The sequence below is a fragment of the Micromonospora sp. NPDC047793 genome, assembly GCF_040642635.1.
GTDB lineage: Bacteria > Actinomycetota > Actinomycetes > Mycobacteriales > Micromonosporaceae > Micromonospora.
Genome location: NZ_JBEYSG010000001.1, coordinates 138,030 through 158,821 on the forward strand (window position 1 = coordinate 138,030; position 20,792 = coordinate 158,821).

The 20,792-nt window shown below is 71.7% G+C and carries 19 protein-coding genes; 10 read left to right on the forward strand and 9 right to left on the reverse strand.

Going from position 1 to position 20,792, the window contains the following annotated elements; genetic code table 11:
* The first annotated feature begins 287 nt into the window (after positions 1-287).
* Both ftsH and folE read left to right on the forward strand, forming a co-directional pair.
* Complete coding sequence (gene ftsH, locus ABZ738_RS00610; protein ID WP_131053127.1) at positions 288-2,306, forward strand: ATP-dependent zinc metalloprotease FtsH; 2,019 nt, start codon at positions 288-290, stop codon at positions 2,304-2,306.
* 92 nt (positions 2,307-2,398) lie between these two features.
* A complete protein-coding gene (gene folE, locus ABZ738_RS00615) occupies positions 2,399-3,016 on the forward strand; it encodes a GTP cyclohydrolase I FolE (protein WP_131053128.1) in 618 nt (205 codons plus the stop codon).
* A 51-nt stretch (positions 3,017-3,067) separates the two neighbouring features.
* Here folE and ABZ738_RS00620 read toward each other — a convergent pair whose 3' ends face one another.
* Together ABZ738_RS00620 and ABZ738_RS00625 are read right to left on the reverse strand one after the other, a co-directional pair.
* Positions 3,068-3,790, reverse strand: a complete 723-nt coding sequence (locus ABZ738_RS00620; protein ID WP_162854356.1) for a hypothetical protein — start codon at positions 3,788-3,790, stop codon at positions 3,068-3,070.
* A complete protein-coding gene (locus ABZ738_RS00625; protein WP_357210144.1) occupies positions 3,787-6,351 on the reverse strand; it encodes an FtsK/SpoIIIE domain-containing protein in 2,565 nt (854 codons plus the stop codon). The genes ABZ738_RS00620 and ABZ738_RS00625 overlap by 4 nt, the downstream gene beginning before the upstream one ends.
* 197 nt (positions 6,352-6,548) lie before the next feature.
* Here ABZ738_RS00625 and ABZ738_RS00630 point away from each other — a divergent pair, with 197 nt between their 5' ends.
* The gene (locus tag ABZ738_RS00630) at positions 6,549-7,109 is read left to right on the forward strand and encodes a hypothetical protein (RefSeq protein ID WP_131053136.1); all 561 of its coding nucleotides are present in this window, start codon (positions 6,549-6,551) and stop codon (positions 7,107-7,109) included.
* A gap of 5 nt (positions 7,110-7,114) precedes the next feature.
* Here ABZ738_RS00630 and ABZ738_RS00635 read toward each other — a convergent pair whose 3' ends face one another.
* From ABZ738_RS00635 to ABZ738_RS00665, 7 genes are all read right to left on the reverse strand, one after another.
* A complete protein-coding gene (locus tag ABZ738_RS00635) occupies positions 7,115-7,711 on the reverse strand; it encodes a hypothetical protein (protein WP_131053130.1) in 597 nt (198 codons plus the stop codon).
* A 13-nt stretch (positions 7,712-7,724) separates the two neighbouring features.
* Positions 7,725-8,894 (reverse strand): M23 family metallopeptidase, encoded by a 1,170-nt coding sequence (locus ABZ738_RS00640; protein ID WP_131053131.1) that lies wholly within the window; start codon positions 8,892-8,894, stop codon positions 7,725-7,727.
* Between the two features lie 156 nt (positions 8,895-9,050).
* Positions 9,051-9,602, reverse strand: a complete 552-nt coding sequence (locus tag ABZ738_RS00645) for a hypothetical protein (RefSeq protein ID WP_131053132.1) — start codon at positions 9,600-9,602, stop codon at positions 9,051-9,053.
* A complete protein-coding gene (locus tag ABZ738_RS00650; protein WP_131053133.1) occupies positions 9,599-11,554 on the reverse strand; it encodes an MFS transporter in 1,956 nt (651 codons plus the stop codon). The genes ABZ738_RS00645 and ABZ738_RS00650 overlap by 4 nt, the downstream gene beginning before the upstream one ends.
* A 1-nt stretch (position 11,555) precedes the next feature.
* On the reverse strand, positions 11,556-14,933 hold the full coding sequence (locus ABZ738_RS00655; RefSeq protein WP_357210147.1) for an ATP-binding protein: 3,378 nt from the start codon (positions 14,931-14,933) through the stop codon (positions 11,556-11,558).
* Between the two features lie 109 nt (positions 14,934-15,042).
* Positions 15,043-15,405 (reverse strand): hypothetical protein, encoded by a 363-nt coding sequence (locus ABZ738_RS00660; protein WP_093409867.1) that lies wholly within the window; start codon positions 15,403-15,405, stop codon positions 15,043-15,045.
* 13 nt (positions 15,406-15,418) lie between these two features.
* On the reverse strand, positions 15,419-15,736 hold the full coding sequence (locus tag ABZ738_RS00665) for a hypothetical protein (protein WP_131054228.1): 318 nt from the start codon (positions 15,734-15,736) through the stop codon (positions 15,419-15,421).
* A 345-nt stretch (positions 15,737-16,081) separates the two neighbouring features.
* Between ABZ738_RS00665 and folP the strand changes: the two genes are divergently transcribed.
* The 7 genes from folP (at position 16,082) to ABZ738_RS00700 (ending at position 20,760) form a co-directional block, all read left to right on the forward strand.
* Positions 16,082-16,978, forward strand: a complete 897-nt coding sequence (gene folP / locus ABZ738_RS00670) for a dihydropteroate synthase (protein WP_357210150.1) — start codon at positions 16,082-16,084, stop codon at positions 16,976-16,978.
* Positions 16,975-17,340 (forward strand): dihydroneopterin aldolase, encoded by a 366-nt coding sequence (folB, locus tag ABZ738_RS00675; RefSeq protein ID WP_357210152.1) that lies wholly within the window; start codon positions 16,975-16,977, stop codon positions 17,338-17,340. Before folP ends, folB begins: the two co-directional genes overlap by 4 nt.
* Positions 17,337-17,864 (forward strand): 2-amino-4-hydroxy-6-hydroxymethyldihydropteridine diphosphokinase, encoded by a 528-nt coding sequence (folK, locus tag ABZ738_RS00680; RefSeq protein WP_357210154.1) that lies wholly within the window; start codon positions 17,337-17,339, stop codon positions 17,862-17,864. The genes folB and folK overlap by 4 nt, the downstream gene beginning before the upstream one ends.
* A gap of 97 nt (positions 17,865-17,961) precedes the next feature.
* The gene (locus ABZ738_RS00685) at positions 17,962-18,483 is read left to right on the forward strand and encodes a DUF3180 domain-containing protein (protein ID WP_131054224.1); all 522 of its coding nucleotides are present in this window, start codon (positions 17,962-17,964) and stop codon (positions 18,481-18,483) included.
* Positions 18,484-18,593: 110 nt separating this feature from the next.
* Complete coding sequence (locus ABZ738_RS00690) at positions 18,594-19,805, forward strand: ABC transporter permease (RefSeq protein WP_357210157.1); 1,212 nt, start codon at positions 18,594-18,596, stop codon at positions 19,803-19,805.
* Positions 19,806-19,868: 63 nt separating this feature from the next.
* Positions 19,869-20,174 (forward strand): hypothetical protein, encoded by a 306-nt coding sequence (locus ABZ738_RS00695; RefSeq protein ID WP_131054222.1) that lies wholly within the window; start codon positions 19,869-19,871, stop codon positions 20,172-20,174.
* A gap of 94 nt (positions 20,175-20,268) precedes the next feature.
* Entirely contained in the window at positions 20,269-20,760 is a 492-nt protein-coding gene (locus tag ABZ738_RS00700; RefSeq protein ID WP_131054221.1) for a hypothetical protein, read from the forward strand.
* Positions 20,761-20,792: the final 32 nt, after the last annotated feature.

The window sequence follows — 20,792 nt, forward strand, 5'->3', positions numbered from 1 at the left end:
TTCAGCCGACTTTCAGCTGGTCGGGCTACCGTGGACTCCGGTGACGGTGGAATCCGCTCTCCGTCACGCCGGTCGACATCCGGTTCGCCGTACGCGTAAGTGCTGGGCTCGCCAGCTCAGATCGGTCGCGTACGGTGTACCGTCGAATGACCGTGGTGCGACAATTCGCGCCCCGGGGTCGAGGCCGGCCCGCACGGCGGCTCCGGCAGCCGCCCAAGCGGCGACACCCACAGTCGGTCAGGACGTCGATCAGGAGGATGCGGGCGTCTCGGCGCTCGACATACAGCATGGAACGTACGCGTTTCTTCCGCCGACCGGTGTTCTGGGTCATCCTGGTCATCCTCGGCGCCGTCGTGCTCAGTCAGCTGTTCACCGGTGGACCCAGCTACCACCGCGTGGACACCTCAGTCGCGCTCGACCAGCTCAACAAGGGCGGTATCGAGAAGGTCGTCTTCCAGGACAAGGAACAGACGATCCAGCTGGACCTGGCCGAAGAGGCCGAGTTCGGCGAGACGAAGACCAAGCTGATCGAGGCCCAGTTCCCGTACGAGGTCGGCAACGAGGTCTGGAACCAGGTCCTCGATGCCAAGGCCAACAACCGGGTCACCGGGCCGGCCGACACCGAGGTGTCGTCCGACAGCATCTGGGTCAGCCTGCTGGTCAACCTGCTCCCCATCGTGCTGCTCGTGTTGCTGCTGCTGTTCTTCATGTCGCAGATGCAGGGCGGCGGCTCCCGGGTGCTCAACTTCGGCAAGTCCAAGGCGAAGATGATCACCAAGGACACCCCGAAGACGACCTTCGCGGACGTCGCGGGCTCCGAGGAGGCCGTCGAGGAACTGCACGAGATCAAGGACTTCCTGCAGAATCCGGCGAAATACCAGGCGCTCGGCGCCAAGATCCCGAAGGGCGTACTCCTCTTCGGGCCGCCCGGAACCGGTAAGACGCTGCTCGCCCGGGCGGTCGCCGGTGAGGCGGGGGTGCCGTTCTACTCGATCTCCGGCTCCGACTTCGTGGAGATGTTCGTCGGCGTCGGCGCCAGCCGGGTCCGCGACCTGTTCGAGCAGGCCAAGGCCAACGCCCCCGCGATCGTCTTCGTCGACGAGATCGACGCCGTCGGTCGCCACCGTGGCGCCGGCATGGGCGGCGGGCACGACGAGCGTGAGCAGACCCTGAACCAGCTCCTCGTCGAGATGGACGGCTTCGACGTCAAGGGCGGCGTCATCCTGATCGCCGCCACCAACCGGCCGGACATCCTCGACCCCGCGCTGCTGCGTCCGGGCCGGTTCGACCGGCAGATCCCGGTCGACGCCCCCGACATGGAGGGCCGCAAGGCCATCCTGCGGGTGCACGCCAAGGGCAAGCCCTTCACGCCCGACGTCGACCTCGACTCGGTGGCCAAACGGACGCCGGGCTTCAGCGGCGCCGACCTGGCCAACGTGATCAACGAGGCGGCCCTGCTGACCGCCCGCAAGGACCAGCGGGCGATCAGCAACGAGTCGCTGGAGGAGTCGATCGACCGGGTGATCGCCGGCCCGCAGCGCCGGACCCGGGTGATGGGCGACCAGGAGAAGAAGATCACCGCGTACCACGAGGGTGGTCACGCACTGGTCGCCTGGGCCCTGCCGCACGCCGCGCCGGTGCACAAGGTGACGATCCTGTCGCGCGGTCGCTCGCTGGGGCACACGCTGGTGCTGCCCACCGAGGACAAGTACACCCAGACCCGTGCCGAGATGATCGACACCCTGGCGTACGCGCTGGGCGGCCGGGCCGCCGAGGAACTCGTCTTCCACGAGCCCACCACCGGTGCCGGCAACGACATCGAGAAGGCCACCGCACTGGCCCGGGCGATGATCACGCAGTACGGCATGAGCTCCAAGCTCGGTGCGATCAAGTACGGCACCAGCGGGGACGAGCCGTTCCTCGGCCGCAACATGGGCCACGAGCGGGACTACTCCGACTCCGTCGCCGCCGAGATCGACGGCGAGATGCGGGCGCTGATCGAACTGGCCCACGACGAGGCCTGGGAGATCCTGGTCGAGTACCGGGACGTCCTGGACAACATCGTGCTCGAGCTGATGGAGAAGGAAACCCTCTCCACCGCCGACATGGCCCGGATCTGTTCCCGGGTGGTGAAGCGTCCGCCGATGGCGCCGTACAACGGCTTCGGCAAACGGCAGCCCTCCACCGAGCCGCCCGTGCTCACCCCGGCCGAGAAGGACGCGCTCAAGGTGCAGGCCGAGGCCGACGGCGCCCAGGCCACCACGGTCGGTGGCGTCAGCTCGAACAACTCGGACGGCCCGCACTGAGCACCGACGACACGGCGGCCGGTCCCCAGCAACGGGGATCGGCCGCCTCCGCAACCGAGCCCGACATCGACGATCTCGACGACCTCGACTACATCGCCGCCCGGCTGGTCAACGGCCGGCTCACCGGCCGCCCGGTCGAGGACACCATGGACCTCGGCCGGATCGAGAAGGCGGTCCGCGAGATCCTGATCGCGGTCGGCGAGGACCCGGACCGCGACGGCCTCCAGCAGACCCCGGCGCGGGTCGCCCGGGCGTACGCCGAACTCTTCGCCGGCCTGCGGGTGGACCCGGCCACGGTGCTCACCACCACCTTCGAGGCCAACCACGAGGAACTCGTGCTGGTCCGGGACATCGACGTGATGAGCCTCTGTGAGCACCACCTGCTGCCGTTCCGGGGCAGCGCGCACATCGGCTACATCCCCGGGCCCGACGGTCGGATCACCGGCCTGTCCAAACTGGCCCGGCTGGTCGAGGTCTTCGCACGACGCCCGCAGGTGCAGGAGCGACTCACCTCCCAGATCGCCGACCTGCTGATGGAGCGGCTGGCGCCACGGGGCGTGGTGGTCGTGCTGGAGTGCGAACACATGTGCATGGCCATGCGCGGCATCCAGAAGTCGGGCGCCAAGACGATCACCTCGGCGGTGCGCGGCACCCTGCAACGGGACGCCAAGTCCCGCGCCGAGGCGATGGCGCTGATCATCCCGCGCTGAGCGGCTCGACCGGGACGCCCCACCACGGGGACCGCGCCCGGCCCGGGCCGCTCAGGCGGCCAGCATCGCCAGGACGATCCCGGCGGTGGTCAGCACCGCCGGGACCAGGCAGGTCAACGCACCGAACCGGGACGTCCGGTCCACCCGTTCGCCCGGCCGGGACGGGAAGAGCCGCCCCACCGCCAGCCACCCCACCCCGAACGCCACCGCCGGTGCCGGCAGGCCGACCACCAGCGTCAACACCGTCACCGCGTCGCTCCCGGCGACCAGGTACGCCACGATCTGGAGCAGCGGCACCAACAATGCCAACGGCCCGTACACCAGCAGGTTGCGCGGTCGGGCCGGCCAGGGGGCCGCGCCCGGCAGGCCCCGGGCCGCGAGCACGTCGTCCGCACCGTGCGCCCAGCGGTTCGCCTCCCGTAACGCGGCCAGCACCGCGCCCGACCCGCCGGTCATCGTGCGGGTCGCCTCGGTCAGCTCCGGCGGCGCGGGCACCAGCGACATCGGCGGTACGCCCGCCTCCCGCAGTTGGGCCTCCTGCGGCGCCAACCGGGTACGCACCGCCGCCAACTCCTCGCGGGCCGCCTGGACCGTCCGCGCCTGCTCGCTCGCGGCGGTCGCCGCGTCCCGGCGTACCCCGTCGAGCTGACGGGTCGCGGCCAGATAGTCGGCCCACGCCGCAGCCACCGGGTCCGAGGAACCGGACGGCGACGTCCCGCCGGTCCGCTGCCGCACCGGCCCGGCGGCCGTGACCGACGATCCGCTTCCCGTCACGCCGCCTCCCCGTCCACGTCATCCGGCACGTCGTACGGAACCAGCACCAGTCCGCGCTCGACCGGGCCGTCCCAGAGGACCACCCGCCCGGGCCGGGGCCGCCATTCCACCGGCCGACCGAACACCGGCGTGAGCTGCGCCCCCGGCACACCCGCCACCGCCACCGCGCTCAGCTTGTCGACCGTCTCCTCCGGGCCCAGCAGCGCCGCGAACGACGGCACCGTGCGCCACCAGCCGAGCAGATGCTGCCCCGCCGGCGGGCCGTCCCGCAGCAGCATCCGCAGCCGCTCCGGGGGTAACTGCTCCGGCGGCGCCACGTCCAGCCCGAACACCACCAGGTAGGCGGGCTGCCCGGCGTCGACGACCGCGAGCAGCCCGGCCAGGTCCACCGTCTCCACCGGATGCCGCTGCGCCAACTCCCGCGCCAGATCCTCCGCCGACGACCGCGACTCGGAGTCCGGTACGGCGATCACGAAGCGTGCCGTCCCCGGCGGGTGGTGCGCCGCCGTGCTCCGAGCGGCCGTGGCCAGCAGCCGGGTCGCCTCCGGTCGCGGCCCGAGAACGGCGAGGTTGCGCCCGGCGACCGGACCGAGCGACACGGCCACCGTGCTCCGTGCCACGTCCACCGCCCGCCCGAGCAGCGCCGCCGGCGCCAGCGCCTGCCCGGACTCGGCGGACCGGTGTCGTGGATCGTTGCGCAACGAGGGGTACGCGTACCCGGCGAAGACCACCGGCGGGACGCTGCCCTCCGGACGCGCCTGCCAGAGACGGTGCCGTAGGCCCTCCACGACGGCCGGTTCGTCCTGCGGATCGGGGAACCGGACCATCCGCTCGTGACCCCGGATCGCGCCACGCGGGCCACCGAGACCCCCGGCGGTGTTCACCACGGCACTGCCCACCGGCAGCCCGGCCGCCGAGTCGTTGGTCGGCTCCAGCACCGGCCCGCCCCCCGGCAGCGCCACCCGCACCGGGAACTGACCGAGCAGCGAATCCCGCTGTCCACCGTCGCGTACGCCCAACCCCAGGTCACCCTCACCGGACAACACCAGATGCACCCCGTACGCCCGGCCCGCCCTGGTCAACGAGTCCAACCGGGCCACCACGTCGGCGGCCAACCGGTCCCGCTCGGCGAAGAGCAGCGGCAGGTTCTCCACCACGCAGACCACCCGGGGCAGCCGGCGGTGTCGCCGCAGCTCGGCGAAGCGTTGACCGCCCGCGCGGGCCGCCGCCTCGGACCGCCGCTGCACCTCCGCCGCCAACTGCTCCAGCAGGTCCAGCACGTACTCGCGGTCGGCGGCCATCGCCGCAGCGCGAACCTGGGGAATCCAGGACCGGTCCCGCTCGGTCTGCAGGAACTCCGCGAAGGACTCGCCGGCACCGAGGTCGACCAGGTACAGCTCCAGTTCCTCCGGGCCGTACCGGGCGGCGAGACCCAGCAACGCCGTGGTCAGGAACGTGGCCCGGCAGACCCGGGACCGGCCGCTGACCAGCCAGTGTGGCGTCAACTCGGTGAAGCCGAGGAGCACCGGACGCCCACCCGCGTCCCCGACCGTGGTGCTCAGCCCGTCGGTCGCGTCCGCCTGCCACCACTCGTCGGTGTCCGGCGGCAGCAGGCCCGACAGGGAGAGTCGGGTGCCGGCCTCGATCTGGGCGGCGATTCGACGGCAGACGGAGTCGACCAGCTCGGCCGGTGGATCCGGCTCGACGAACACCGGCGAGTTCAAGCCACCCGGCGAGCCCGTGCCCGCGCTGGCGAAAGGCGCCCCGGGAGGGTCGCCCAGCAGCGCGTACGCGGTGCGGACCGAGAGTGCCGTGGCCCGGGGCAGCGGATCCCGCCCGGCCGCCGGCCACCCGGCCACCACCAGGTGCAGCCCGGCGGCAGGTCCCTGCTCGGCAAGCGCCTCGATCCGCGTCAGGTCGGTCGCCTCGATCTCGTCCGGGAGAGTGGCGACCACCAGCACCATCGAGCGGTCGTGCCGGCGGGTACCCGAGGCCCCCGGCGCCACCCACCGCTCCGCCTCGGTCAACACCGTCCGCAGGCCGTCGGTGTCCGTGGCCGGGGGCGAGAGCACCCCGGCGTCGCCGAGCGCCCCGAACGGCCCGAGTACCCCACCCGTCGCGTCCACCGCCCGGACCAGCAGCGCCCCCGCCGGTGTCGCCGCCACCAACCGCAGGAGTACGGCCCGCAGCAGCCCGGCCACCCGGGGATCGTGCGCGTCGACGTCGACGGCCAGATGCCCGGCGCCGACGAGCGGGACCAGCGCGGGGAAACGGGCGTCGTCCAGCGGCGCGGCGGTACCCACCCGGACGAAGGGCGGTGGCCCCTCCCCGGCGGGACAGGTCGGTGCGACCGCGTCCAGCGCGGTACCGGCCCAGCCGGGCGCGAGAACCTGCGCGGCGCCCCGTAGGCGCTCGGCGAGCGCGTACTGCCGACGCTGATCGGCGGGAGCGGGACGGGTCTCGTCGAGGACGGCAGCCGCCGCCGTGACCGTCGCGGCGGCTCGGCGGTGCAGCGCGGCGGCGCGGAGCGTCCGTGCCTTCGGACCGCCCACCGCGTCCACCTCCTCCGCCCGAGGTCGGCACCACGTCCCGGGCAGAGACGACGGTATCCCAGTCGCGGCTCCTTCTCGGGGATGCGTGGCGCCACAGCGCCGGTGTTGTCGTGGATCTCACCGGTCGCCAGTGGTCCGTCACGATCTGCTGAATCTGGGGCATTGGGTCCACAGCGTCCAGCCGATAGCCTCAGGGGGTGGAATCAGTGCCGCCCCCCGCCGGTTCCCAGGTCTCCCGCGTACCGGCGCAACGGACCCCGCCGCAGGAGGATCTGGCGCCGCCCTCGACCGCGCCGGCGCCACCCCAGCCTCGGCGGCGGCTGCGGAAGGTCCTGATGGTGATCACCGGAGCCGTGGCGGCGCTCTGCCTGGCGGGCGGGATCACCGGCTTCGTCCTGTACGACCGCGCCACCGCCCCCGACCGGGGCACACCAACGGTGGTAGTGGACAGTTATCTGCGGGCGTTTCTGATCGACGAGAACGAAGTGCGAGCCGATCTTCTCACCTGCGAGAGGAATGCGGACCTGGAGCAGCTTCGCCAACTGAGGAGCGACCTAGAAGCCCGAGAGGAACGCTTCGGGGTCAGCATCATGGTTAGTTGGGGGAATCCACAAGCGCAGCAGGGCAGTGATACAGCCCAGGTTCGAGTGGATCTCTTGTTCTCGGCCCGTGTAGATGGTGTTCGACAAAACGACCGCCAGACATGGGTCTTTACAACGAGGCTTGGGAACGACTGGCGTGTGTGCTCCGCGACGATGGAAGGCTAGAACTTCTATTCGACCCACAGCAGGTGCACAGGGACCTCCAGTGTGGTCGGTGACTGACCGCGCCAGGCCCAGCGATACCACTCCAACTCGGGTGTGACCCGTACGCAGATGTCGCCCTCGGCACCGGAGTAGGTCTCGGTGACCGCGCGCAGGTCGCGGTGCTCGACGCCGTCGACCATGTGCACGACGCGCCGGCCGGTGACCGCATCCGCCTCGAAGACCGGGGTGGGTGCCCGGTGGGCGGGTGCGTCCAGTGAGACGAGCCGCAGCCCGCTCTCCTCGACGGGGATGGTCCGTGGTGAGCTCACCGTCTCGACCCAGACCCGCTCGACCGGCACCAGTGGTGCGAAGACCTCCACCTGTTCGGACTCGGCGCGGTACCACTCGTGTTCGGGAATGACCGGCACGAAGGTGCGGCTGTTCTGCACCACCCGCTCGTCGGCCCGCAGGTCGGTGCGCCACCCGAGGCCGGGCAGCCCGACCAGGACCCGTTGGCCGCGCAGGTCGACGCGGCTGGTGGCGGGCACGATCTCGATCGGGCGGGGTGGTCGTGGCGCCCAGTCCGGCTGGTCGGCGAAGGGGTCGGGAAGGGGTCCTGTCATGACGGCGGGTGTCTCACCCCGCGCCCTTGAGCGGTGCGCCCTTGGCGCGCATGAAGGGCACCGGGTCGATGGCGCCCCGGCTGCTGCGGTCTCCGTCGACGTGCACCTCGAAGTGCAGGTGCGGCCCGGAGGAGTTGCCGCTGCTGCCCACCTCGCCGATCACCTCACCGGCCTGCACGGTGTCACCCACCTGGACGCGGGGACGACTGACCAGGTGACAGTAGCGGGTGATGACATCCTGGGCGTGCAGCACGTCCACGAACCAGCCGCAGCCGCCCTTGTTCGGCCAACCGTCCACGTTGCAGCTGAGTCGCCCGCGCGAGTCCGGGTCGCAGCGGGAGACGATGACCCGGCCGGTGGCCGCGACTCTGATCAGGGTGCCCTTCGGCGCGGCGATGTCCACCCCGTTGTGCCCGGGGCGGCTGGCCGTCTGGAAGCCGGAGCCCACGCCGCCGGGGATGGGCGCGGTCCAGCCGGAGGCGGCGATGTCACCCGACGCGGCCGCGTCGCACACCTGTTGGCCGGCGATCAGCGCCGTCCGGGCGGCACCACCGGCGAGCGCGTCGACGATGCGTGAGGCGAGTTCCTCGTGCTTCGCGTACGCGTCGGGAAAGGCGCTGATCTGGACCCGCTGGGCGGCCACGGTCAGCGGCAGCTTCTCCCAGTCGGGTACGTCCACGAGCTTCTCGTAGAACTTGCGGGACGCGTACGCCGGATTCATCCGCTGCCGGACCGACCCCCACGAGGCGCGCTGCTGGAACAGGCCGACCGAGTCATGGTCGGCGCCGACGCCCTCGTTGGGGATGTCGTTCGACTCGGCGACGGTGCGGTTGGCCAGGTTGAGCAGCCGCGACTCCTGCATCGCGGTCGCCACGGCGACCACCCAGCCCCGCGCCGGCACCTTCATGTCCTGGCCGACCTTGATGATTGCTGCGGCGTTGCGCATCTGCCGTTCCCCGTAATCGGAGAACCGGGGCATCTTGCCCGTGACGTCGACCGTGAAGTCCCCGGTGCACTCCATGCTGACCGGGTCGATCTGCTCGGCGGACTCGCCACCCAACTCGGTGAGGAAGAAGGCACCGGCCCCACCAGTGCAGCACAGTAAGGCGAGCGCGGCGGTGAGCGCCGCAGCGAGTGCGCCCACCCGCACCGGCTGCCGACGAGGACTGCTCTCGCTGCTCATGACCGCACTCCGCTTCGCTTCGTGCCGTCATGAGGCACCACCGTACTGCGATGATGATTCGCTTGCTGCCGCTCGCTCATGACTGCACTCCGCTTCGCTTCGTGCCGTCATGAGGCACTACCGCACTGCGATGATGATTCGCTCGCTGCCGCTCGCTCATGCGCGCTCCCAGTCCACGGCGTCCACCAACCATCGTCCGTCCGGCGCTACCAACTCGAGTCGGAGTCGCCCCGTGTCGAGTGTGACCAGCGCCTCCACGAAGGTCTCCCCTCGAGCGCGCACGGTCACCTCGGTCGGCTTTCCCGTGGGCACGCCGGCGGGATCCGCGCCGGCGAGCTTGTCGAGAAGAGCCGGAGTGGCGAACGGGCGCAACTCCTGACGCCACTGCTCCGCAGATTGGCCCGGTTGCCCCAGCCAGGCAGTCGTGAAGCGTTCCGCGATCCGCTCCGGTGTGGGCTCGCCGGGGCGGGTGACCGGCGATGGCGTCGTGGTCGTCGAGATCGCACCGTCGTCGCCGGTGGTCGGGTGCACCGTGGTGATCGGTGCCGGAGGGCGATTGCTCAACCCGGTGGAGTCGTCCGGACCGGAGATCACCCGGGCCGCCCCGACCACGCCGAGCACCAGGACGGCGATGCCGAGCGCGACGCCGAGCCGGGACCGTAACAACCGGGTGAAGACGAACTCGATGGCACGTCGCACGACACTCACCGGGCCTCGGAGCGAACCCGCGGCGTCACCTTCTCGGGCGCGCGCTCGGCTGAGCCCGGACGGTAGATGGCGAAGGACGGGTTCTCCTCGGGTACGTCCGGCGCCGTCCAGGAGGCGGGCTGACGACGGCGCGGTCGCGGCGCGGAGGGCCGGCCCTCGGGGCGCGGTTCGTCTGCCGGGGGAGGCGTGCCCTTCGGCTCACGACCGTCCGGGCGTTGCGGAGCATCCGGACGCTGCGGTGCCGCCGAACCTCCGGTGGGAACCGGATCCGGCCGGGCCTCCGGACGTACCTTCGGCTGTTCCGGCACCAGGCCTCGGCGCCGTCCCATGCCGGGTTCCGTGGTCCCACCGGGCTCCGCCACATCGAGCCGGGCGGCGGTACGCATGTCCCGGAAGAACCGTCGGTGCCAGGAGCCGGCGGAACTGACCGCCGCACTGCTGTCCTTGCCGCCCAGTTGGGTGATCCGCCGGTAGGGGCGCAGCAGCAGCCAGCCGACCACTCCGCACAGCCAGACCAGGACCACCTGCAGCCAGCCCGGCAGCGTGGCGGTGCTCATGATGAGGTCGACGGCGAAGAGATAGATGGCGGCACCGGTGCCGAAGATCGCGATGTTGAAGAGGGCCGCCACCACCGCGTTGCCGAGCCGTCGTAGCCCGGCGCTGGCCGGTCGGAGCAAGCCGATCGTGCCCAGGATCGGCGCGGCGATGACCGCCCACCGGAAGATCAGGAAGCCGAGCAGGACGAGCAGCGACGCGGTCAGGTCGAACATCGCGAAGAGCAGGGCGGCCAGTACGGCGATGAAACCCGCACCGACCCGGTCCATGTCCCGGACGCCCTGCAGGTACTCGAACGCCTCCGGGTCCTCCCGCTCGATCTGCGCCGCGACGGTCATCCACTGCTGCTTCTTTGCGCTAATGGTGGCATCACGAAGTTGTGGGCTAGCCCTCAACTTCTCTGCTTCTTCCCACGAGAGCGATTTAGCATCGTATAACGCTTCGCCGTATTTACGTGCAGTTTCACTGTCTGCTGAGCCGAGTACGCCACGGAGCCAGTTGCGGTAAAGCAGTGCTTCTGTCGCCGTATCGCTTGCCCGGACAGCGGGTGGCCGCTTGTCGACGCAAGCATCCGGGTTTGGCATTACGCATTTCTCAGGAGGAATGGTCTCCGCTGCCGGCCCAACGGCATTATGCACAATGCCGAGAGTGGAAACCAATGCGCCGTCGGCGAGGTTGGCGGACTTGACGGGCCAGGCGGCCAACGCGGTCACCGCGATCATTACCACCAGTGCCCACCCCGCCGTGGTCATGGCGGTGCTCATGTCGGACTGGCGGGACCGCCAGAGCAGGTAGAGCCCCACGACACAGAGCGTGACGATGCCGAAGACGCTGAACACCTTCTGGTAGATCGCCTTGGTCGCCTGATCCACCAGGGGGTCGGCCCAGCCCCACATCGTCCCTGGTTCCCAGGCGCGCTCGCGCAGGGCGTTCGAGGCGCCGATGATCGCCGTTGCCATCATGAACTCACCGTTGGCGACGGTGTTGGTGAACTTGTAATCCGGGTGCAGCAACGTGGTGGCGCAGCCGGACTCCACTTTATACGTGCTATAGCTGTAGCCAGCGTAGCCATAGTTGCTGTAATAGTCGCCCGAACCACGCATCGTGTTTGTTGTAGGTCTTGCAGCGAACCAGCCGGCGATGCCGGAGTCCGGTGCGGTCGGGGTCGGGGGGTTCAGGCAGGTGGCCTCCGACTCCGCGACCTGCTGGAGCTTGGCGACGCAGGCCCGGAAGTCGACCTGCCACTCCTGCACCGTGCAGAGGTCGGTGGGTGCCTGGTACGCGACCGGGGCGGCGTACGCGGGTGTGGCGGTGAGCCCGGGCCAACTGATCGTGGCCACGGCGAGGACGCCGAGTGCCAGGAGGAACGCCGTGATCCTTGCCCGGGCCCTCGCCATGTCACGCCTCCATGTCAGGCAGGACGGTAGGTAACACCCCTGCGGCGGCGGCGATGGCGGCGGGGGTGGTGTCGAGGTGACTCAGCAGTCCGTCCACGTAGGAGACGTCGACGCGGACCTTCTGCACCCGGCCGTCCACGTCGCGCATGACGAACTCACGGAAGCCGAGCCGGTGGGCGGAGGTCGCGTCGGCGGTGGAGAGTGAGGCGAGGGTCGCCTCGTACCCGTCGTCCACCGGGACGCGCAGCAGCCGGAGCGCCTCGGAGGCGATCTCGGCGTCCTCGGCGATCCGGCCGACGAAGACGGTGGAGACGAGGTTCTGCACGTCGAGGCCGAGGATGTCCTTTGGATTCTGAGAGGCGACCAGCGCGGCGAGGTTCCACTTGCGGGAGTCGCGGGCGAGCCGGACCAGGAAGGACCGGCCGGAGCGCCACCCTTCCATGAAGTGTGCCTCGTCCAGGCCCACGAGCTTGCGGGACGACATCGAGCCGCCGTAGCAGCGGCGTACCGCCAGTCGGTGCGCGGTGTGCAGCATCGGCAGCGCCAACGCCTCCTCGGCCGACCAGTACTCGCGTTCGATCTTGAGGTCGGGCAGCCGCAGGCCGGCCATGGTGATCACGGTGAGTGCCGCGTCCGCCCCGAGCAGCCCCTCCGGCGGCCGGCCGAAGAAGAGCATGGCCAGCGGCATCTCGGCGGTGTCCAGCAGCAGGTTGGCCAGTTCCCGGCCGGCGTCGTCGTCGAGCTGCCCGAGGCAGGTGACCACGTCGTCCAGCGTCGAGGTCTCCTCGGCCGGCACCTGGCGTACGGCGTGCCGGAACAGGGTGGCGGTGGACGCCTCGCGGGCCACCTGCGGCGGCACCAGCATCATGCAGATGTCCTGCACCAGCATCCGACGCTCGGCCCGGGCGTTGGAGACCGCGATCTCGAACTCGCGGTCGCCGGACGCACCGCTGCTGAACTCGCTGCGCAGCGGCGTCGGGATCAGCGAGTAGGGCGCGAGGGTGCCGTGCTCGGAGCCGGTCAGGTTGAGCACCCGAGAGTACGGGCGCAGCTCCGGCATCGCGCAGAGCCGGGCCAGCGGGCCGGACGGGTCGAGCAGCGTGACCTGCACACCGCGTCGTGCGGCGAGGTAGCCCAGGGCACCGAGCAGGGTCGACTTGCCACCGCCCGGCTCGGCCACGAAGACCGCGAGCCCGGAGCGTTCGCGGACCTCCATCGGGAAGTGCAGGTCGAGGAAGACCGGCCGGCGGCAGGTGCCCGCGGTACGCCCGATCAGGTCGCCCCGGCGGTCGCCGACCGTCGACGCGGCCTGGGGCAGCGCCGCCGCCAGGAGGTGGACCGGCATCCGTCGGACGTAGCCGGTGTTGGCGATCGGCTCGCCGGGGATGAACTCGCGGGCCAGCCAGTCCTGGTTCTTCGGGTGCTGGAGGGAGACGCGCAGCTCGCGCGAGTAGAGCTGGATCAGCCGCCGGGCCCGCTCCAGGCACTCCTCCCGGGTACGCCCACCGACGGCGAGTCGGTGCCAGCCGTGCGCCCGGGCGGAGTCGACCGGCAGCCCGGTGGTCATCTCGTCACCGATCACCAGGGCGCGCTTGGCCAGGCGTTCCAGCTCGGGCGGGGCGTCGATGCCGTGCTCGGCGTAGTCGAGCTGCTGCGACCGGATCATCCGGAGCCGGTGCTCCAGGTTCCGGAAGGAGTCGCCGGAACCGAGGATGTCGACCCGGGTGGAGAGCTCCATGGGCCACGGCAGCCGCTCGTGGAAGTGCAGCCAGGGCTCGTGCCGCTCGGGGATCTCCAGCGGCTCCATCCGGCCGACGGCGAGCACCGCCACGTGCCGTTCCTCGCCGGTCATCCGGTTGACCAGCTTTACCGTCGAACCGTACGGCGTGCGGTAGCGCTCGACCTGCTCGGTGAGGGCCAGCAGGTCACCGCGTTCCCAGCGCCCGTCGGTGATGGGCGAGAGCGCACCGGGCGGCGCCATGCAGAGCGCCACCGAGCGGTACAGCAGCCATTCCATCTCCTGTGAGGTGACCCGGCGGCCACGCATGCCGAACGCGCCCAGGACCTCGTCGAACTGTTCGACGGTGCGTCCGAGCTTGCGGCGTTCGCCTTCGGCCACGCCTCGACCGAAAGTGCGCAGCACCCGTTCGGTGAGCGAGTCGCCGAGCGAGCGACGCGCGAAGGTGACGCCGAGGTAGGTCTGCCCCTCGGCGTGGTTGACCGAGAGCAGGTGCCGCTGCGCCGCGACCAGGTGATCGGCCCAGCCGGGGGTGCCGGGGACGTCCGGCAACGGGGAGGCGGTGTTTCCGTCGATGGTGCGGGCCCATTCGTCGGCCGGGAAGGGCCGGCTGGTGCGCCGCAGGTGCAGCCGGAATCCGGCCAGGCCGGCGTACTGCTCGGAGATGGCCGAGAGCAGCGCTTCCCGCTCCGCGTCCGGCCGGAACGCCCAGCGCACCTCGGGTAGCCAGTACCAGGCGGTGACCGTGTTGGGGGTGAAGGTCAGGTGACCGGCGATCTCGGTGATGGCCAGTTCGACCGCCGGGTCCCGGTCGCCGAACTTGATCTTCGGCGCGCGGACGCGGGCCGGTTTCACCGGACGGTCCCGCCGCTCCACGGAGCGTTGCCGGGGTGCGGCGGTCGTCCGGGCGGCGGGTGCCGGCGTCCGGCGCGACGGCGGGGCGGGCTCGGCCGGGGGGGCCTCGTCGGCCGGACGACGGTCGTCGCGGTCCGGCCGGGGATCGCGCTGCGGACGGTCGTCGCGGGGCGGGCGCTCGTCGACGCCGGGTCGCGCGGACCGCTCGGCCCGGGTCGGCTGGTCGTCGACGGGCGGGCGGGCGTTCGGGAGCCGGTCGGGGGCCGGTGCCGGCGGCCGTGCCGGAGGTGGAGGCGGCGGCACAGCGGGTGCGGTGACCACGGGGGGCTCGACGGCCGGTCGGGCGGGGGCCGGGCCGGTGGCCTGCGCGGGCAGGTGCGGTGTGGCCGGCCGCTGGGTCACCGGCGTCGGCGGTACGACCGGTGGGGGTGGCGGGGGCAGTGCCTGTTGCGGCACGCTCCGCCCGGAGAGGGCGTTGCCGCGCTGGGCGGAACCCGGCCGGGCGTAGGTGCCGCCGAACAGGTCCAGGAAGGGCGAGTCGATGTCGGCCCCGTCGCGGGGTGCCGGGGGTGGCGGCGCGGGTTCGGCCGCCACCGACAGGCGCTGCGGGGGGCGGGGAGCCTGGAAGACGCCGACGCCACCGTGGCCGGGGCTGGTGGCGAGCGCCGGATCGAGGTCGGCCTCGTCGAGCTCACCGGCCTGCGGGTAGTTGAATGATCGCGCACGGTTACCGTGTGGTGCGGCCGGACGCCCGGCCGGGGAACCCGGCGTGGGGGAGGGGCTCATGCGACCGCCCTGCCCGCGTCCGTGGTGGCCGTCGGGAGGCCGTGTGTCGTCTCGGCGGCACCGGGACGGCCCGGCAACCTGTGGGACGGCCGGTACGGCGTGCAGCCGGTCATGCGAGTTCCTCCCGGATCCTGATCCTGCTGCCGACCAGGCGCGGATCGCGCTGCTCGGCGGCCGGCTCCCGGGTGCGTCGCCAGTCGGTCAGCGCGGTACGGATCACCATGCGCGCCGGCCGATCCGGGTCGACGTACCGGAAGACGAACGAGGTGGTCACGATGGCGAGGGCGATCTCCCAGGCGGGGAAGAGCTCGACCTGCAACGTGAACAACCAGTGGATGAACATGTAGAGGGGAACGAGCAGCATGAACAGCCCGTACTGGGCGTACGGCAGGTGGACCGGAAGGGTGTAGCCGGGCGGCCCGAGATAGACCAGGCGGGCCCGGTAGATGTCGTCGTCGGTGCGCAGCCGCATGTCGAGCCCGCGCCTATTCGAAGATCAGGTTGATCAGGAAGTCGCCGATGAAGAAGAGGGTGGCGGCTCCGGCGATGAAGGCCAGCCCGACGATCGCGATGGCGGAGCTGGTCAACACCTTGGAGATCTCGCCCCGGCTGGCACGGCCGATGAAGATGACACCCAGGACGGCGAGCAGGATCGGCGCGATCTTGCTGGCGAAGAAGGTGACGACGCCTTCGGTGTTGATCCCGGTCGGCTCGTCGGCAGCGAGCGGGATCGACGACGCCACAGTGGAGAGCAGGTGGGCGGCGTTGCTCGACGCCGCTTCCATCAGCTCGATGGCGATCACTGGAACCTCCCCAAGTCGCGGCCGGCGGTGCCGCGGTGGTGCAGTAGGCAAGCCTTGCGGGATGGGTGCTCGGTCGGCACAGCGCCCGAGACCCTGTGTGTGTCACTCGCCACGGAAAGTGGCGATTTTTGGGCGAATTACCCCGCTTCGGCCCTCCTCTTCACGCCTCGCCATCTCGATGCTGGGCAATTCCACAGCGTACGGGCCGCCCCCCTTTGCGACAAGCCGCGAAGAGTCTGCCCGAAGCTGCCCGGACGACCGATCGTACACGCGTTCTAATCGCCTTGTCAGTGCCCGGATCGCGGGCCTGCTCAGGGCGGTGGAACGGACCGGTACCGTCTAGTCGTGACCGATCTGGTACGGGCCTCGGCCCCGGTGGTGATGGGCGTTCTGAACGTCACGCCCGACTCGTTCTCCGACGGCGGACGCTACGCCGACGTCGCCGCGGCCGTCGCACACGGCGTCCGGCTGCGTGCCGACGGAGCGGCGTTGGTGGATGTCGGTGGAGAGTCGACACGGCCCGGCGCCGACCGGGTGGACGCCGAGACGGAGAGCGCCCGGGTGCTGCCGGTGGTCCGGGAGCTGACCGCGGCCGGCGTACCGGTCAGCATCGACACCACCCGGGCCCGGGTCGCCGAGGCGGCACTGGCCGCCGGGGCGGTGGTGGTCAACGACGTCTCCGGCGGCCTGGCCGATCCGGACATGGCCCGCGTGGTCCGGGACGCCGACTGCCCCTGGGTGCTGATGCACTGGCGCGGTCACTCCCGACGGATGAGCGAACTGGCCAGTTACCGGGACGTGGTCGCCGAGGTCCGCGCCGAACTGGGCGAGCGGGTGGCGGCGGCGCTCGCCGTCGGGGTGTCCGAGAACCGACTGATCATCGATCCGGGCCTGGGCTTCGCCAAGACGGCGGCGCACAACTGGCAGCTCAGCACCCGGCTGCCGGAACTGCTCGACCTCGGCTGTCCGCTGTTGTTCGCCGCGAGCCGCAAGTCCTACCTCGGCCAGTTGCTGGCCGGACCGGACGGCACCCCGCGACCCACCGGCGGTCGGGAGGCGGCCACCGTCGCCACCAGCCTGCTCGCGGTCGCCGCCGGTGCCTGGGGGGTACGCGTGCACGACGTCCGCGCCACCGTGGACGCGCTCGCGGTCTGGCAGGCCACCGGCGCTCCCCGGCTCGGCGGCACGCCGGAGAGTCGACCGTCCGTCGGGGCGGGCAGCGACCGGCAGGTCCGGCGATGACCGACCGGATCGCGCTGACCGGCCTGCGGGCCCACGGCCGGCACGGCGTGTACGACTTCGAGCGCGCCCGGGGCCAGGAGTTCGTCGTCGACGTCGTCCTGGAGTTGGACCTCGGCCCCGCCGCGCGCTCCGACGACGTCGCCGACACGGTGCACTACGGCGAACTGGCCGACGGCCTGGTCGCGGTGATCACCGGCGAGCCGGTCGACCTGATCGAGACGCTGGCCGACCGCCTGATCGAGGTCTGCCTGACCGATCCACGGGTGTCCGCCGCGACGGTGACCGTGCACAAACCCGAGGCGCCGGTCCCACACGCCTTCGGCGACGTGGCCGTGACGATGCGCCGGACGCGTACCCGATGACGCGGGCGGTGCTCTCCCTGGGCAGCAACCTGGGTGACCGCCTCGACCACCTGCGTACCGCCGTGGCCACGCTCGGCGAGAGCGTGCTGATGGTCTCCGGGGTGTACGAGACGCCGCCCTGGGGCGACACCGCGCAGCCGGCGTACCTGAACGCGGTGGCGCTGGTCGGTGACCCGGCCGCCGGGCCGGACGACTGGCTGGCGCGGGCCCGGAGCGCCGAGCGGGCCGCCGGGCGGGTCCGTGACCCGCAACGGCGGTTCGGTCCCCGCACGCTCGACGTCGACGTGATCGCGGTCTGGGGCGACGACGGTGAGCCGGTGCTCCGCGACGACCCCGAGCTGACGCTGCCGCATCCCCGGGCCCATCTGCGCGCCTTCGTGCTGCGGCCGTGGATCGACATCCAGCCCTACGGCCGGTTGCCCGGACACGGCTGGCTGACCGATCTGCTCAACGCCGGGCCACTCGACGCCGAGGTCGCGGAACTGAGCCCACGGCCGGATCTGACGTTAGAGTCGACGCCATGAGTGAGCGCAGCGGAGTCGACACGGGCGAGCACGGCGGGTCGGCCGTCAGGCGCGGCGCCGCAGCCCTGGTCGGCGCGCGGCGTGACGGCGGTCCGGCATGACGCGGTCCACGCCCCCCGACGACGAGTCGCGGATGGGTCCCACCCGGATCTCGACCCTGGTGGTCGCCGCCCTGGCCGCGGCTGCGGCCACCTGGCTGCTGATCAGCAGCTTCTACTACAGCGGGTTGCCGCCGCTGCCCTGGCTGCCGGTGGTGACCCTGGCCGGGCTCGCCGTGCTGGAGGCGTACGCGGCGGTCAACACCCGTGGTCGCATCGACCGTCGACCCGGCCGTGACCCGGTCAACCCGTTGCTGGTCGCCCGCTTCGTGGTGCTGGCCAAGGCGTCCGCCCTGGTCGGGGCGATCTTCGCCGGGGCGTACGCCGGGCTGGTGGGTTGGTTGCTGGTGCAGAGCACCCGGGCTGCGGGATCGGATCGGCCTGCGGCGATCGCCGGGCTGGTGGCCTCGGTCGCGCTGGTGGCCGCCGCGCTCTGGCTGGAGCGGTCCTGCCGGGTCCCGGAGCGGCCGGAGGACGAGCAGGAGCCCGACGACTGGGAGAGCCGCCCTCCTCGACGGTGAACGCGGGGTTACGCCCGGCTCCGCCACGCGGGTACGGTGCCAGCGACCAGAAGTGACGGTCACCGCCGGTGCGTCGATGGGTTCCCGGCGGCTGCTGGGAGGCAACGATCATGGCGTACGACGACCCGGGCCGGAGTCAACTCCCGGAACCGACCTCCGCCGCCCCCGTCGCGGTGACGGAGCCCGGTCCCGACGATCCGCAGTGCGAGACCGGCCCGGACCGCTTCGGTGTGCACATCGTCTGGGAGACGCTCCTGCTGTTCGGCTTCGGTGCGCTGGTCTACCTGGTCTGGCGGGAGGACCCGGCGATCCTGCGGGGCGGTGGGCTGCGCGTACTCATCGTCGAGGTGGTGGCCCTCGGCCTGTTGGCGCTGGCCGCCGGGCTGAGCCTGCGGACGGCCGCGGTGAACCTGGCGATCGGGCCGGTGGCGGTCGCGGCCGGGCTGCACTTCGCCGAGCAGTCGGACCGGGGCCTGGTCGAGGCCGTCGGGCTGGCCTGTGGCGTGGCCGCCCTCGGTGGACTGCTGCTGGGACTGCTCGTGGTGGTGCTGCACGTGCCCGGCTGGGCGGCCAGCCTGGCGGGTGCGGCCGGTGTGATCGTCTACATCGAGCAGCGCTCCGCACCGGTGCTGGTGCAGGGGGACTTCGACCCGCGCGGCGTCGCCGGCCAGCTCTTCGTCGGCTTCGCCGCGATCGCGGTGTTCGGCGCGTTGTTCGGAGCGCTGGGACCGGTCCGCCGGCTGGTCGGCCGGTTCCGCCCGGTCGCCGACCCGGCCCGGCGGCGGGGGACGGCCGCCGCCGTCGTCACCACCCTGGGGTACGTCTTCTCCACCGTCCTGGCGATGCTCGCGGGTGCGCTCGTCGCCTCCGCCGAGGGGGCGGTGACCCCGGCGACCGGGCTGGACTGGACGGTGCTGGCGGTGGGCGCGGCCGTGCTCGCCGGCACCAGCGCCTTCGGGCTGCGCGGCGGGGTGTTCGGCACGCTGCTGACGGCCGGTGCGATCGGCCTGTTCCTCGCGTACGCCCAGACCCGTGGCTGGACGGTCAGCCGGTGGGCGGTCGGCGGAGTGGTGTTGGCCGTCGGTCTGGTGGTCACCCGGCTGGTCGAGGCGTACGGGCGGCCCGCGCCGCTGTTCACGGCCGCACCGCCGCCCCCGCCGCCGGACGCCACCAACGGCGGCGGCTGGACGTTGCCACGACCGGAGCCGGTCGGTGACTGGCCGCCCATGCCTCCGGCGCAGTCGCCGACGAGCACGACCGACCCCTGGGGGCCCCGCCGCTGGGAGACCGGCCCGCGCCCCTGGGACGCCGAGGACCGGTGACGGACCGTCGGTCCCGCGCGCCGTCGACGCGCCGAATGTGATCTCGGCGGTTAGGCTCGGTTCATGACCGACACATCATCGATCTCCGGCGGCCGGTCGTTCGAGGAGTTGGACGCCCTCTCCACCGAGGAGCTGCGCGAGCAGGCGTTCGCGCTCGCCCGGGAGAACCGGGACGTGAAGTTCTTCTGGTCGGTGCTGCGCCGTCTGCCGAACGCGGACGAGGCCGCCGCCCTGGACGGCGCGCCGAACTCGGTGGGGCCGACGATCGACGAGGCCGCCGCGCTGTGGCGGGAGATGACCGGTCACGGCTATGAGGAGTCCGCTCCGCTGCTGCGTGCCGCCTTCATCGACTACCTGATGAAGCACTGACCGGCCGGGTCGGTACCCACCGCCGAACGGGGCGTACCCCCATAAAACGCGCCTCGCGTTTGCCCGTGTCGATGTGCTGGGAACTAGCGGGGCCATGGCTCTCACCAATCGATACAAGTCCGCACCGGGCGCCGGCACGCTCGCCGCGCTCATCATGGTCCTGGTCTTCGGCAGCCCCTGGTACGCCGACTGGGCACGGGACAACACCGACCCGGACAGCGCCGGCGGCTGGTTCCTGAGACTTCTCGCCTGGCCGGCCTGGCGGTTCGACTCCTCCGACTCGATCCAGGAGATCTTCGCCGCCGACCTGAAGGCGATTCTCGTGGTCGTGATGACCTTTGTCTTCCTCTACCTCCTGCCGGGCTCGCAGCTCGCCCGGGCCCGGGGCACGCTCAGCCAGTTCTTCGCCGGCTGGGCGGCGTTCGTCTTCGCGGGCGCCTTCGCGGCCCTGCTCACCGCGCTGATCCGCACCAACCCGTCGCTGCTCGGCGCCTTCCAGGCCGCCGGCGACGGTGCCGAGTACGGGTTGTTCACCGGCTGGATCATCGGCATCGCCACCCTCGGTGGCTACCGGGGACGCCGCTGACCTGTGCGACGACCGCGACCGGGCCTGCCGCA

Bases quoted from the DNA above. Each gene is read 5' to 3' on its own strand.
- ftsH (WP_131053127.1), top strand. From the start codon at position 288: ATGGAACGTACGCGTTTCTTCCGCCGACCGGTGTTCTGGGTCATCCTG.
- ABZ738_RS00635 (WP_131053130.1), bottom strand. From the start codon at position 7,711: ATGACAGGACCCCTTCCCGACCCCTTCGCCGACCAGCCGGACTGGGCG.
- ABZ738_RS00655 (WP_357210147.1), bottom strand. From the start codon at position 14,933: ATGAGCCCCTCCCCCACGCCGGGTTCCCCGGCCGGGCGTCCGGCCGCA.
- ABZ738_RS00690 (WP_357210157.1), top strand. From the start codon at position 18,594: ATGGCGTACGACGACCCGGGCCGGAGTCAACTCCCGGAACCGACCTCC.
- ABZ738_RS00700 (WP_131054221.1), top strand. From the start codon at position 20,269: ATGGCTCTCACCAATCGATACAAGTCCGCACCGGGCGCCGGCACGCTC.
- ABZ738_RS00695 (WP_131054222.1), top strand. From the start codon at position 19,869: ATGACCGACACATCATCGATCTCCGGCGGCCGGTCGTTCGAGGAGTTG.
- ABZ738_RS00650 (WP_131053133.1), bottom strand. From the start codon at position 11,554: ATGGCGAGGGCCCGGGCAAGGATCACGGCGTTCCTCCTGGCACTCGGC.
- folB (WP_357210152.1), top strand. From the start codon at position 16,975: ATGACCGACCGGATCGCGCTGACCGGCCTGCGGGCCCACGGCCGGCAC.
- folK (WP_357210154.1), top strand. From the start codon at position 17,337: ATGACGCGGGCGGTGCTCTCCCTGGGCAGCAACCTGGGTGACCGCCTC.
- ABZ738_RS00640 (WP_131053131.1), bottom strand. From the start codon at position 8,894: ATGAGCAGCGAGAGCAGTCCTCGTCGGCAGCCGGTGCGGGTGGGCGCA.
- ABZ738_RS00660 (WP_093409867.1), bottom strand. From the start codon at position 15,405: ATGCGGCTGCGCACCGACGACGACATCTACCGGGCCCGCCTGGTCTAT.
- ABZ738_RS00685 (WP_131054224.1), top strand. From the start codon at position 17,962: ATGACGCGGTCCACGCCCCCCGACGACGAGTCGCGGATGGGTCCCACC.